Below are 13,614 nucleotides of genomic sequence, written 5' to 3'. Positions count from 1 at the left end.
AAACTCTCCACTGCCATCCATGAGAGAATGAAAACCACGCACTCTCCCTATGCCGTCTTCCCGCATTTACTGCGGGATCCAGAGCGATACCCACTAACGCCTGCGCTCTTGGCCCTAGACACCTGATCGCGCAACGCTTGTCAGGGATGACGGCAATACTCGTAGAAAGAAAACACAAATCACATCATCGGGTGCAACCACAATTCCTTGATAATCAGACCCGCGCCTGAGAAGGCCATCATCGTCAAAACGCAGTATCGGAACACCGAGGGGCTGAAGCGTCGACCTAGGTAATTACCGGTTTTGGTACCTATATAAACAAAGACCAGCCCGACAAGGGAAAGCGTGAGCACGCCGAAATTCAGCATACCCATTAAATAGAGACCGAGGATCATGGTGATTGTGACGACCGTGAAGAAGGTGTTGATCGCCTGCACAAAATAATCTCGCGGCATGTTAAGCGAAACGAGGAACGGCATAATCGGCATTAATTGAGATCCGGTCATGCCAGTCAAAATACCTGTCGTAAAACCAGAGATAATACAGGCTGTCCGCTCCCAACGGGTGTGCAGCTGAAGGTTTTGAGAGAAGCTGGCAAACACAACAAAGGCGAAGATCACAAAGCCCAGCAGAATTGTTAAAATATAGCCTGACACCCAACCCAAAAACCACAGCCCTATGGCAACACCGGGAATAGCAAACAGATGAATTGGCCAGAACCGCCGAGCTGAGCGTTTGAAGTTTCCGGCCTCATAAACGAGGATCACGTCGCTAATGAGTGCAGGGATAAGGATCAAGGGAATGCCTTTTTTGATCCCAACAGAATACGCAAGAATTGCAAGGCAGATGGTCGTGAAGCCCAACCCAGCCATTCCCTTCACAAAGGCTGCAAAAAAAAACGTGAACATGATGATGGCAATTTCAAGCACTGTGTAGCCAAGATATTCTGTAGCCATGGCCATGTTTGCGTCAACTTCGGTCATGCCGCAAAGCCTAGGCACTAACTCAAAACAATTCCTCACTTCACCCGGTACAATGCGAGGGGAAGCATCAACCAGTCATTAGCCTAAGTGTTCAGGAGGGCTAAAATCCCTTTGCCAGCAAGCTAACTCCAAGCCCAAACAGCAACAACAAAACACTGTTTCGAAACACGGCAGGGGACATCATACGGCGAACAACAGAACCCAACCGTGTTCCCAGATAGACAAAAGCAAGACCGAGAGCGGAGACGCCAACTGCACTTAAATCCAGCAATTCCAGATAGTAAAGCCCCCCGGCCATGATCAGAGAAGAGAGGGTGAACGAGCAATTTATTGCTTGAACAAACCGCCCGCGGTCCAACTGCAAAGCCATAAGATAAGGCATAACCGGCATGATTTGTGAGCCGGTTATACCGTTGACAACGCCTGTAACAAAGCCGCTAACAGGCCCAATTAGCCTCTCCATTTCATGTGAGAGCTTGAGATCGGGGGTAAACGCGGCAAATAATGCGTAGCTAATCAACACAGCGCCGAGCACCATAACCGCTTGTTGAGCAGGCGCTGCATCCAGCAGCCAAAGCCCGATCAAAACACCGGGTACAGTGGCAAGGAGCATCCAACGAAAACGGTGCGCGATTTCCTTGAAATGCCCGACATCCATCATCACAAAAATATTGCTGGTAATACTGGGCAGAATAATGAGCGGAATTCCTCTTTTCAACCCGACCGCATAAACCAGAAACGGCAAGCAAGTGGTTGAAAAACCCAGACCTGTCGCCCCCTTAACAAAAGCTGCAAAGAAAAAAGTACACGCAATTGCTGCAAGCTCAGTTGAGCTATATGCAATCTCCAACCCAAAGAGATAACTAGAAAAACCATCAGACATCTGGCACAACACACCTAACGTATTAGGAAAGAGAATATCCTATTGGGAACACCTGATGCCTATGTCACTCATAGATCAAGCTATTCGAGTAACGGGTAATCGGGCAAACCTCTTTAAAAATTTATGAAAGCTGCACAAGCTTTCACTTGGAGAAATTATGCAGCTCTGGTTTAGACTTATACTCTATTTTTTGAAGTTACCATTCCAGCAAAAACTCACGGATATGCTCAGCAAGTCAGTTGTGCGTCTGCGTGTCTTGCCGGGTGATATTGATATGAACTTACACCTGACCAACAGTCGCTATCTGGCGATGATGGATTATGGCCGCGTAGACCATATGAGCCGCACCAAGCTCGGCAAAGCGATTTTCCGCAACAAATGGACCCCACTTGCAAACCACGCAACTGTTCGTTTTCGCCGTGAGCTGCCATTTTGGGAACCATTCCGACTTGAGAGCAAAATCGTCTATTGGACGGAAGAAGCATCGGTCATGGAACAACGCTTCATATTCACGAAAGGTCCAAAGAAGGATATCGTCGCCGCAACTGGGTTGGTGCGCATCAGCATGTACGACCGCGCCCAAAAAGCCTTTGTGCCAACCGCCACAGTGTTGAGCGAAACCGATACGCCCTACAGAGCGCCGATGCTCCAACCACATATTGAAGCCTTTTTAAAAGAAGAGAAGGCAATCCAGGCCTATGAGCGCAAATCTGCTGGCATAGCCCCAGTAGACACTTTAGAAATACCAGCGGCTGAAAACGATCTCTCAACTGCAGAAACCAGAAAACATGGCTGAACAAGCGCTCCTTCCAATCCTCTATTCCTTCCGCCGTTGCCCTTATGCGATACGCGCCAGATTGGGGTTGGTGGCCAGCGGTATAAGTGTTGCCTTGCGGGAGATTGTTCTGCGCAACAAGCCCGCACACATGTTGGAGATTTCCCCCAAAGGCACGGTTCCAGTTCTCCAGTTGAATGACGGGACGGTGATTGAAGAGAGCCTTGAGATCATGCTCTGGGCCCTTCAACACAACGATCCTCAAAACTGGCTCAAACCGGAATCAGGTAGCCTTGAGGAAATGCTAGATCTCATCGAAGAAATAGATGGGGAGTTTAAACGCAATCTGGACCGCTACAAATACGCCACGCGCTATGAGGAGGCTGACCCAGATGAGCATTACGCGCTCGCCATTAATGAACTCTCCAAGCTCTCAGAGCGGTTGGAGAAAACAACCTATCTGTTTGGAAGAGGCCCATCCTTAGCTGATCAGGCTCTGTTTCCGTTTATCCGTCAGTTTGCCAACTCGGATAAGGACCGTTTCATCAGTCAGGCACCCAAAGCTGTACAGACCTGGCTCACCAACAGAATTGAGCAACCAGACTTTGCAGTCGTCTTTGGCACCAAGTGGAAGCCATGGTCGCCCGAAGATGACCTCGTGGTATTCCCTTAACAGGCAGCTACACACGCCCTGTAAACAGCGCGACCTCACCCACAACCTCAATTGAGACATCTCTGAACTGCGTTTCCAGACCGGCGCGCAAATCATCAAGGTTGTCTTGCGTGTTAGAGAAAATGCCTTTGCTATTGTAAAAAGTCATCAGTTTTTTCGCGGCCCAGTTTGGCTTTCGGCCCTGCCCCAAAATAGTTGACCCAAACAGCACGCCACCTTCATTGAGAAGCGGCTTAAGGTTGTCAAAAACAAGATGTTTCTGCTTCATGGTACCCGGCAAACAATGCAGCAGATAGCCCAGATTGATGCTGTCAAACAACTCATCAGACCACGCGATAGGTTCCAAAACATCCGCTTGCGTACACGTCACATTGTCAACGACTGCTCTCTGCCTGGCATAGTCAAGGCAAGTCGGATTAAGGTCCATCAACACCAAACGGGTCTGGTCATGAAAACGGCCATGCTCCAGAAAATACCCACTCCCAACCCCAACATCCAGATGATTGCGGCTCGCATTTCGATTGAAGAATTGCAGGGCTCGCTGAGCAGAACATTTCCAGAGGAACGTGTTTGAAAAACGCAGCACCAAAAAATCATAGATGCGCAGCATACGGGGAGTGTAAACCGCTGCACCTGCTGTGCTGTCCAAATTTTCTTTGTTCATACTGGCACCAATCTAATTTTGCGGTGAATATGACCACTCACCTATAACAAGACCAGATATACAAGCAAAACCCTACGTAATAGTTTTAAGCGGAACAACCAAGGGCTTGGAGGAGAACCGTTTCAACACTCTCTTGTGTCACCACACTGCCAAATAAATGCCGATGAACAGCTTCTCCATCAAAGAAATCTGCTCCCTCAGTATCTGCGCTCACCAACGTCCATTTCGCGGCATTGGTTTTGAACGTAGCAACCGCAAACTCAGCGAGATGCGTTGAATGTTCAGCGTTCATCATCTCCACCAGCTTGTGGGTCTGAGCTGAAAAATGGGCCTTGTCGGGGAGAGAGGAGAGAATATCCTGATCATTCATCAGGTACGCTTTGCCAAACCCACCGTTCATATTCACACGCTCAACACGCAGCGGATACCAATCGAAATCCGCAAAATCTACGTAGAGCTTGGCCTTAGGGTGCCGCATGAGATATCGATCCCGCAGCTGAACACAGTCAGGATCCCCTTTGCTCAGCTTTTCCAGATGGCCAATCACAGTCAAACGTGGATGCGCCAGCGGATCTCCCTTTCCCGGCTCTCCAATCAAAAGAGAAACGCGGCTGTCCTGTTCCAGGCATTGCGAATGGTTGGAAAGACTGGATGCCAGCATAAACGGAGCGCCCGCAACATCAGCAGCAATCCCCACACGGCTGACAATGGGGTATCCAGTCTCAGGCTCTACAACAGCAAGAGAGGCAAATCGTGCGGAGCGGATCAGTTTTTTTGCGAGGGCTCGCGCATCCTTTGTGGTTTCGCGAATGGGATCAATCTTCTTTTCCATAGCAACCTCTCTTGGCTCGGAGAAATCTGCTGAGATTCTCCCGTCCTATCCATCAGTCGTAAATAATATGAAATTCATATTCAACTTATATTTTGCGGGCAAAACAAGTTTCTGCACAACAAGGAAAAGTATTATCACGTTGATATAACTTAATTATTCGCCCATTATTTTACATGAACAGAAGATGAATAAGACCCTCAAAGTTGGTTCAGCCCCCATCTGTTTAAGTAGTCTCAACAAACACGAAATACCGGTTACGGAGACGAGAATGGCTAAAGCAGCAGCAGTAATTTCAGTAGCACTCGCAGGGGCAATGATGTTGCCAGTTGTTTCCGTGGCTCAGGCAGGCTCTTCCCGCCATAAAAACACTTATGTTGAGAACAACAGCTACAATTACACCTACGTGGAAAACAACCATCGCCACAAGCGTAAGAATCATAAGAGAAAAAAGCGCGGCATCAATGCAGGTGAAGCAGCAGCAATCGGTGTAATCGGTCTGGCAGCAGGCCTCATCATCGGCAACGCGGCAACACAGCCACAGTATGTTGCACCGCCACGCCCCACTTATCGCCCGCCTGTGCCAGCATACCGTCCACCTGCGTATCGCCCGCCAGCACCAGCATATCGCCCACCGGTGGTCGCTTACCAACCAGCGCCAGTTTATCAGGCAAGAGCTGCAGCACCAGCACCGTGGTCACCTGCTTGGTACGCTTACTGCACAAGCAAATTCAGAAGCTTTAACCCGAACACGGGGACATACCGCACCTACTCAGGTCATAACCGCTTCTGTCAGTAACCTATAAAATCACAAGAACCGCCCGTTTGACTGAGACAAATCCCGTTCTCAGTCAAACGGGCGTCCCTATTTGCAAACACGGTAAGTGCAGGTCTTGCCGTGACAGCCTTGGTCAAAGTGCAAATGATCTTGATGATAACGATCAGCATTAGGGCCAAGAACAGTCGTGAACCGTTCACATGCGCCCTTGTGCAAGCTGGTCAGGAAGCGAACTTCTGAGGAAGATCCATCCCACCCATCCTCAACTGTAATTTCCCGGCCATCGGAGAGTTGAAACGCAGCAACATCAATTGCATTGCCTTTTCCATGCTCCGAAAGCTTTGCGCCCTTCTTGTTGTTACGCCCCCGGCAAGCATAGCCCGCAGCAGTTCGAAGCTTCACGATGGAAAGGCCAAACTCTCGCTGAGCAGCCGGTTGAGCAACATCTCGCATCCAGCGTTCCAGCTTCTGCGCAAGGGAGCATTCAATCTGTACCGGAAGTGTAAAACCAATTTGTCGCCCTTGGGAAACCATCGCACTTAGAGAGACTGGTTTTTTAATCCCACATCCGCCTGAGCCATTAACACTGGCTTCCATCTTCACCTGCCATGCACCCATCGTACACATCGCCACGTTAGATGTGGGAGCCGGCACCTTTACACTGCCCAAAGACGAAGGGATCAGAGACAACGGTTTTTGCGGGGGCAGCAGATAAAGCGCATCTTTCGGCTTCGTCAAAGGCCTCTTGAATGTTGGGGCAGCAAACGGAGCAACCACATAAGGACGCACTTTAGGTACAGGCGTAGCTCGCACCTGTGCAGCATAAACGCACATGATTGCCAGACAAACTCCCGCCAAGAGTCGCCCGGTTGCCCGGTACCCCATCTCGTAAAACAACTCAAAATCCCCACTGTGAACAGCAGCAAGCCCGACACCGCTCCTGAATCATTACTGAATAATTCTATTTCGCGGCCCTATTTGTCATGAATGTTTAAAACTATCCACGCCCAATTCACTGCAAATTCAGAGATATCACAACTAACAAAGTATTCTAGGGTACACAAAAATATCGTTTCTTGATTTGACAGAGAAAACACAAGTTTTCCCTTGGTTGTAGCCAGAAGAGCACATGAGCACTCAACAGCTTTACACAAATATTTTCATGTAGGTTTTTTCATTCGTCTCACACTATTTTCTAACAGCACTAAGGAATGTGGCAAATTTTTGCTTCCTAATCTCTCTTCTGTCACATAAGCTTCACGGAGCTAGTGAGTATCGGGAGACGAAACCATGACAGTCACAAGAAGCTTTAACGCAGTTGCAATCACTCTTGCTTTTGCCTTTGTAGGTGCCGTCGTGTTCGGCCTGCTTTAGTCACCCACTCTAAGACATGAATAAAAACCAAAGTTAAAAGACAGCGCAGGCGAACGAGCTGCGCACTGGGACAAAGAAAACCCACCTTGCTGTAACAAGGTGGGTTCAAAGCCTTCAAAAGACAAGTGTCGGCTTTAAGCAGCGACCGCTGACATCACAGAAATTGAGTTCTGTGCTTTTGTAATTGCGGAGTCGCGATCAATCGCAGTCCCTTCCGCCATAACAACTTCCACATCGGTGATGCCGATAAACTTCATGATCTGTTTCAGGTACGGAATAGCGAAATCAACGGGTGAATCCGTCAGGATGCCTCCACTTGCCACAACAATATAGGCTTTCTTGTTCTGTAGAAGGCCCACAGGGCCGTTCTCGGTATACTGGAAGGTAACACCAACGCGCGCGATTTGGTCTACCCACGCCTTTAACACCGCTGGAACAGAGAAATTGTAAACCGGGGCACCAATGATGATCACATCTGCCTCTTTCAATTCGCTGATAAGCTCGTTTGAAAGGGCCAGACCCTCTTTCTGCTCAGCGGAACGCTGATCTTCCGGGGTGAATGCAGCACCAATCCAACCTTCGCTCAGGAAGGTCAAAGGAGTATTCAGATCCCGCTCAACAACAGTATCTCCTTCATTGGAAATCTTCGCGACAATCTCAGCCGAAAGCTGACGCGTGATAGATGTTGACGTTGCTGCAGAACTTTCAATCTTCAAAATCGACTGTTTCATTGATCGTCTCCTATGCCCTTATCAGGCCCTATTGTTTTCTCTCGAACATACATAGTCGAACCACGGAGAATGATTAGACCACTAATTGGAAACAGTCTTTGCACGCTCAAGCAACAGTCTCCAAAAACAAAGGGCCGCGTAACCATACGCAGCCCTCTATCAAATCATAATTTCAGGCTGCTTATTCAGCCGCGACCTGAGCCATAGGATTGTAGTTCAGGATAGGAGCGAGCCAACGCTCTGCTTTTGCCAGTTCCCAACCCTTGCGCTTTGCATAATCTTCCACCTGATCCCGCTCAATCTTGCCAACACCGAAGTAGTGGCTATCTGGATGAGAGAAGTAGAGACCAGACACAGCAGACCCCGGCCACATGGCATAGCTCTCGGTCAGGGAAATACCAGTCTGCGCTTCCGCATCAAGCAACTCCCAGAGTGTGCCTTTTTCCGTGTGATCTGGCTGAGAAGGGTAACCCGGCGCAGGACGAATCCCGTCGTACACTTCCCCAATCAGGTCCGCGTTAGACAGCCCTTCCTCCGGTGAATAAGCCCACAACTCAGTCCGCACCAACTGGTGCATATGTTCCGCAAGTGCTTCTGCCAGCCGATCTGCAATCGCCTGACTAAGGATCTTGTTATAATCATCGCCAGCCTCGCCATAACGCCGTGCGATCTCATCCTCGCCAATACCTGCAGTCACAGCAAACGCACCGATATAATCGGGGATGCCGCTTTCAACTGGAGCAACAAAGTCAGCCATCGCCACGTTGCCACGATCAGAGGAGGAACGGTCCATCTGCTGACGTAACGTGTAGAGGCGTTTCAGCTCGGTACTGCGGCTCTCATCGGTGTAAAGCACCAGATCATCACCATCCTGCGCACACGGCCAGAACCCAACAACAGCGTTCGCCTTCAGCAGCTTACCTTCAACCATTTCCTTCAACAGCTCTTGCGCATCATCAAAAAGAGCCTGAGCTGCCACACCATAACGGTCATCAGTCAGAACAGCTGGATAAGCTCCTTTGATCTCCCAGGTGGAGAAGAACGGTGTCCAATCGATGTACTTTACCAGTTTTTCTAACGAGACCTCTGTGAAGGCCTTGGTTCCGATGAATTTCGGCTTTGTTGGTGTGTATCCCTCGAAGTTCGGCTTGAAGCGATTTGCTCTGGCTTGCGCAATAGGTGCACGAACCTTTTTGCTCCGGGACCGGGCGTGCTTTTCCGCAACCTCTACATACTCCGCCCGCGTCGCCTCATAAAGAACCTCACGGCCACCTTCACTCATCAAACGCGAGGCAACACCCACGGCACGGCCAGCATCCGTCACATAGATTGTCTGCCCTTTGGAATAGTTCGGGTGGATCTTCACCGCTGTATGAACCCGCGATGTGGTCGCACCGCCAATCAGCAGTGGAATATCCAAGCCCTCACGCTCCATCTCGGAAGCCACATGACACATTTCGTCAAGCGAAGGTGTGATCAAACCAGAGAGACCAATGATGTCCACGTTGTGCTTACGGGCTTCCTCAATGATCTTCGCAGTAGGCACCATCACCCCAAGGTCAATGACCTCGAAATTGTTACACTGCAAAACAACGCCAACAATGTTCTTGCCAATGTCGTGCACATCACCCTTAACCGTCGCCATCAGGATTTTGCCGTTGGAGGAGCTTTCATCAAGCCCAGTCCTGCGTTTTTCCTCTTCCAGATAAGGCATAAGATGAGAAACCGCCGCCTTCATCACGCGGGCAGATTTCACCACCTGAGGAAGGAACATTTTGCCAGCACCAAACAGATCACCAACCACGTTCATGCCGTCCATCAACGGACCTTCAATAACGTGGAGAGGGCGATCATAATTCTGGCGCGCTTCTTCAGTGTCCGCAATGATGAAGTCAGTGACCCCGTGAACAAGGGAGTGCTCAAGACGCTTTGCAACATTCGCTTCACGCCATGTCAGGTCAACGACACGCTTCTTACCGCCCGGGCCTTTAAACTTCTCTGCTGCATCCAACAGCCGATCAGTGGAGTCCGAGCGCCGGTTGAGCACAACATCTTCACAACACTCGCGCAATTCAACCGGCAGGTTATCATAAACAGCCAGCTGCCCCGCATTCACAATGCCCATATCCATGCCTGCCTGAATGGCGTGGTACAGGAACACGGAATGCATCGCTTCACGAACCAGCTCGTTTCCGCGGAACGAAAATGACAGGTTGGAAACACCACCAGAGATATGAGCGTATGGCAGGTTCTCGGAGATCCATTTGGTCGCGTTTAGGAAATCCACACCGTAATTGTCGTGCTCTTCAATACCAGTCGCAACAGCAAAGATGTTCGGATCAAAAATGATGTCTTCAGGCGGGAAGCCAACTTTATCAACCAGCACATCATAGGAGCGCTTACAGATGCTAGTCTTACGCTGCAACGTATCAGCCTGACCAGTTTCATCAAACGCCATCACCACAACAGCGGCACCATAGCGGCGGATAAGCTTGGCCTGCGCAATGAAGTTCTCCTCTCCTTCTTTCAAAGAGATGGAGTTCACCACAGCCTTACCCTGCACACATTTCATTCCAGCTTCAATCACAGTCCATTTAGAACTGTCGATCATGATTGGAACTCTCGCGATATCCGGTTCAGCGGCGATCAGGTTGAGGAACGTGACCATGGCTTCTTCACTTTCAAGAAGCCCCTCATCCATATTAATGTCGATGATCTGCGCGCCATTTTCCACCTGAGAACGGGCAACATCCAGCGCAGCATTGTAGTCATCGTTTTTGATCAGCTTGCGGAACCGCGCAGAGCCCGTCACGTTGGTACGCTCACCCACGTTCACGAAGTTCACTTCCTTGGTGAACGTGAATGGCTCCAGTCCAGAAAGACGCATCAGGCGCGGAATTTCTGGCACGCTCCGCGGCTTCAAACCGACCATGGCATCTGAAAGCGCTTTGATGTGCGCAGGCGTCGTACCACAACACCCGCCAACCATGTTGACTAGACCAGAGACGGCAAACTCCTTCATGAGACCGGCCATGTATTCCGGGCTCTCATCATATTCGCCAAACTCGTTCGGCAGACCCGCGTTCGGGTAAGCACACACAAACGTATTTGCAACACGAGAGATCTCGTCAACGTGCGCGCGCATTTCCTTTGCGCCCAGCGCACAGTTCAAACCAATGGTGAACGGGTCAGCATGGCGAACAGAGTTCCAGAATGCTTCGGGTGTCTGACCGGAAAGTGTACGACCGGACAAATCCGTAATCGTGCCGGAAATCATAACCGGCAGTTTGATACCCTTTTCTTCAAACACCTGATCAATCGCGAACAAGGCCGCTTTCGCGTTCAAGGTATCAAAAATGGTCTCAACCAAAATGAGATCACTGCCACCATCAATCAGACCACGGATCGCCTCGGCATAAGAATCCTTCAAACCATCAAAGGAAACAGCACGGAAACCCGGGTTGTTCACATCAGGAGAGATAGAAGCCGTCCGGTTGGTAGGCCCAAGACCACCCGCCACAAAACGTGGACGGGAAGGATCAATCGCCTTCATCTGCGCTACAGCTTCACAACAAAGGCGGGCACCCTCTTTGTTCAGCTCATAAACAACGCTCTCCATTGCATAGTCAGCCTGCGCAATGGATGTAGACGAGAACGTGTTCGTCTCAATGATATCTGCACCAGCTTGAAGGTATTGTAGGTGAATATCGCGAATGGCATCCGGTTGTGTCAGGATCAAAAGGTCATTGTTGCCCTGCAGATCCTGGTTCCAGTTCTTAAAGCGCTCACCACGGAACTGAGCTTCACTATACCTAAGATTCTGGATCATAGTTCCCATGGCGCCGTCAAGCACAAGAATACGTTCCTTGGTCGCCGCTTCTAGGGCTGCAAAAATGTCCTGACCGGTTTTTTTGTCCTGCAAACTCATGGGATCTGATCTTCTCTGGTACTATCTATTCAGCGGGTTGCGTATGGGCCGCAGCTCGCCTTGAATTTTCATATTTCAGTTTGGCTTGGGAAGCTTAAGCAGCCACTGACTCAGTCAATGCCCGTTTTTCACGCAGTCCAAGCATGTGGCAGATGGCATAAACGAGGTCCGCTTTGTTCATGGTGTAAAAGTGGAAGTCCTCTACCCCATCATCAGCAAGGCTCATCACCTGCTCAGCAGCAACCGCAGCAGCTACAAGTTCACGTGTCCGTGGATCGTTATCCAATCCGTCAAAGCGGTGCGCCAACCAACCCGGAACAGATGCACCGGTTTTCTTCGCAAAGCTTGAAATGCCTTTGAAGCTGGTAACAGGCACGATGCCCGGAATGATCGGAATAGTGATGCCAGCGGCACGAACCCGATCAACATATCTGAAGTAGTGATCATTATCGAAGAAAAATTGCGTGATCGCCCGTGTAGCACCCGCATCAACCTTTGCCTTCAGCACATCCAGCTCAACATCCCAGCTCGGGGACTCCGGGTGTTTTTCAGGGTAGGCAGAAACAGAAACTTCAAAATCACCAATCGAGCGGATGGAAGCAACCAGATCCGCAGTGGTCTGATACCCACCATCATGGGGAGCGTAGGTCTCACCAAGACCAGCAGCCGGATCACCCCGCAGCCCTACAATGTGGCGAACGCCAGCATCCCAGTAAGCCTGAATGACTTCATTCACTTCTTCCTTGGAAGCATCAACACACGTCAGGTGTGCAGCCGGTTTCAAGGCCGTTTCCTGCACAATGCGGGAAACAGTTGCGTGGGTACGCTCACGGGTAGACCCACCAGCGCCATAGGTAACAGAAACGAAGGAAGGGGCCAGTGGTTCCAACCGTTTGACTGCAGACCAAAGCAATTGCTCCATCTTCTCGCTCTTAGGAGGGAAAAACTCGAAAGAGACGGAGATGTCAGAGGCTCCATTGAGCCGAAAACGGCGATCTATACTGTGTTCGCTCATAACTAAGCAAGCTCCTTGGTCGGATCAGCTACAGGCAAGTCGGTCACAACCCGACGATCCTGAGCGAGCCAAAGGGTAACGGTTAATTTGTCTTTCTCCCCCGCGCCCGGGGCGAGATCATTCGTTGAAACAAGGTCAAGGCCTGCGTCCGCAAACCAGCGCTCAACCTGTTCCTGAGAGAAACCCAAACGCCGATGCGCGTGCTTCTCTCGCAAAAACTCGAGTTCATGTGGAGCAAAGTCCACAAGAAGGAGACGCCCACCAGGACGTAATGTGCGAGCTGCCTCTGAAATTGCCCGGAAAGGCTCTTCCAGATAATGCAGCACCTGATGAACCACCGTCAGGTCTGCCGTATCAGGACGGATTGGCAGCGCATAAATATCACCTTGGCGAACCTGCGCCTTCTGCAAACCAGCCTTATCAAGATTAGCTCGCGCAACCGAAAGCATGTTCTGGCTGGTATCTATGCCGATGCCTCTTGCGTATTGGTCATTGAACAACTCAAGCAACCGACCTGTGCCAGTTCCAAGATCCAGCAGTGTATCAAAGGCCTTATAGCCAACGATCCCACGCATGGCTTCTTCAACCGCGATCTCGGGAACATGGAGACTACGCTCCTTATCCCAGTTGTTGGCACGCGCCGCAAAAAAAGCCGCCGCCTCCTCCGCTTTCGCACGTCTCAACCCAGCCAAGCGTTCATGATCGGCAGTCAGTGTAGGGTCATCATCACGGCTTTGCGCAACAATCCGGCGCGCAAGCTCAGCCGGCCCACTTTCATTCAGGCGATAGTAGACCCAAGCCCCTTCCGGATACCGTTTGATCACACCAGCTTCGCACAGCAGTTTCAGGTGCCGAGAAATACGAGGTTGGCTCTGTCCGAGAATTGTCGTGAGATCTTTGACAGTCAGCTCCCCGAGTACCAACAGAGCCAGCAAGCGAATGCGCGTTGCTTCCCCACAGGCACGAAGACAGCCCACCAGA

At 50.4% G+C, this 13,614-nt stretch carries 12 protein-coding genes; 3 read left to right on the top strand and 9 right to left on the bottom strand.

What is annotated here, in order from left to right:
• Positions 1-179: 179 nt before the first annotated feature.
• Together BLS62_RS23950 and BLS62_RS23945 are read right to left on the bottom strand one after the other, a co-directional pair.
• Positions 180-983, bottom strand: coding sequence for a sulfite exporter TauE/SafE family protein (locus tag BLS62_RS23950; RefSeq protein ID WP_093187156.1), 804 nt, complete (start codon positions 981-983; stop codon positions 180-182).
• Positions 984-1,083: 100 nt separating this feature from the next.
• Positions 1,084-1,866 (bottom strand): sulfite exporter TauE/SafE family protein, encoded by a 783-nt coding sequence (locus BLS62_RS23945; protein ID WP_093187153.1) that lies wholly within the window; start codon positions 1,864-1,866, stop codon positions 1,084-1,086.
• 157 nt (positions 1,867-2,023) lie between these two features.
• Here BLS62_RS23945 and BLS62_RS23940 point away from each other — a divergent pair, with 157 nt between their 5' ends.
• Both BLS62_RS23940 and BLS62_RS23935 read left to right on the top strand, forming a co-directional pair.
• Complete coding sequence (locus tag BLS62_RS23940) at positions 2,024-2,662, top strand: thioesterase family protein (protein ID WP_093187151.1); 639 nt, start codon at positions 2,024-2,026, stop codon at positions 2,660-2,662.
• Complete coding sequence (locus tag BLS62_RS23935; RefSeq protein WP_093187149.1) at positions 2,655-3,314, top strand: glutathione S-transferase; 660 nt, start codon at positions 2,655-2,657, stop codon at positions 3,312-3,314. The genes BLS62_RS23940 and BLS62_RS23935 overlap by 8 nt, the downstream gene beginning before the upstream one ends.
• 7 nt (positions 3,315-3,321) lie before the next feature.
• Here the strand turns inward: BLS62_RS23935 and BLS62_RS23930 are convergent, their stop codons facing one another.
• Both BLS62_RS23930 and BLS62_RS23925 read right to left on the bottom strand, forming a co-directional pair.
• Positions 3,322-3,978 (bottom strand): class I SAM-dependent methyltransferase, encoded by a 657-nt coding sequence (locus BLS62_RS23930; protein ID WP_093187147.1) that lies wholly within the window; start codon positions 3,976-3,978, stop codon positions 3,322-3,324.
• Between the two features lie 85 nt (positions 3,979-4,063).
• Positions 4,064-4,810, bottom strand: coding sequence for a HugZ family pyridoxamine 5'-phosphate oxidase (locus BLS62_RS23925; RefSeq protein ID WP_093187145.1), 747 nt, complete (start codon positions 4,808-4,810; stop codon positions 4,064-4,066).
• A gap of 268 nt (positions 4,811-5,078) precedes the next feature.
• On the opposite strand from BLS62_RS23925, the gene BLS62_RS23920 reads away from it, so the two are divergent.
• On the top strand, positions 5,079-5,606 hold the full coding sequence (locus BLS62_RS23920) for a BA14K family protein (protein ID WP_208991067.1): 528 nt from the start codon (positions 5,079-5,081) through the stop codon (positions 5,604-5,606).
• A gap of 66 nt (positions 5,607-5,672) precedes the next feature.
• Here the strand turns inward: BLS62_RS23920 and BLS62_RS23915 are convergent, their stop codons facing one another.
• From BLS62_RS23915 to BLS62_RS23895, 5 genes are all read right to left on the bottom strand, one after another.
• Entirely contained in the window at positions 5,673-6,482 is an 810-nt protein-coding gene (locus tag BLS62_RS23915) for an extensin-like domain-containing protein (protein WP_208991066.1), read from the bottom strand.
• Positions 6,483-7,093: 611 nt separating this feature from the next.
• Positions 7,094-7,690 carry an FMN-dependent NADH-azoreductase gene (locus BLS62_RS23910; RefSeq protein ID WP_093187138.1) on the bottom strand — a complete coding sequence of 199 codons (597 nt, stop codon included), beginning with the start codon at positions 7,688-7,690 and terminating at the stop codon, positions 7,094-7,096.
• Positions 7,691-7,871: 181 nt separating this feature from the next.
• Positions 7,872-11,618, bottom strand: coding sequence for a methionine synthase (gene metH, locus BLS62_RS23905; protein ID WP_093187136.1), 3,747 nt, complete (start codon positions 11,616-11,618; stop codon positions 7,872-7,874).
• 94 nt (positions 11,619-11,712) lie between these two features.
• Positions 11,713-12,633, bottom strand: a complete 921-nt coding sequence (gene metF / locus BLS62_RS23900) for a methylenetetrahydrofolate reductase [NAD(P)H] (protein WP_208991065.1) — start codon at positions 12,631-12,633, stop codon at positions 11,713-11,715.
• A gap of 2 nt (positions 12,634-12,635) precedes the next feature.
• The gene (locus BLS62_RS23895) at positions 12,636-13,610 is read right to left on the bottom strand and encodes an ArsR/SmtB family transcription factor (RefSeq protein ID WP_093189516.1); all 975 of its coding nucleotides are present in this window, start codon (positions 13,608-13,610) and stop codon (positions 12,636-12,638) included.
• Positions 13,611-13,614 lie beyond the last annotated feature (4 nt).

The organism is Pseudovibrio sp. Tun.PSC04-5.I4 (assembly GCF_900104145.1).
Lineage (GTDB): Bacteria > Pseudomonadota > Alphaproteobacteria > Rhizobiales > Stappiaceae > Pseudovibrio.
Note: the sequence above shows the minus strand (reverse complement) of the source record. Positions and strands in the feature narration are given on the sequence as shown.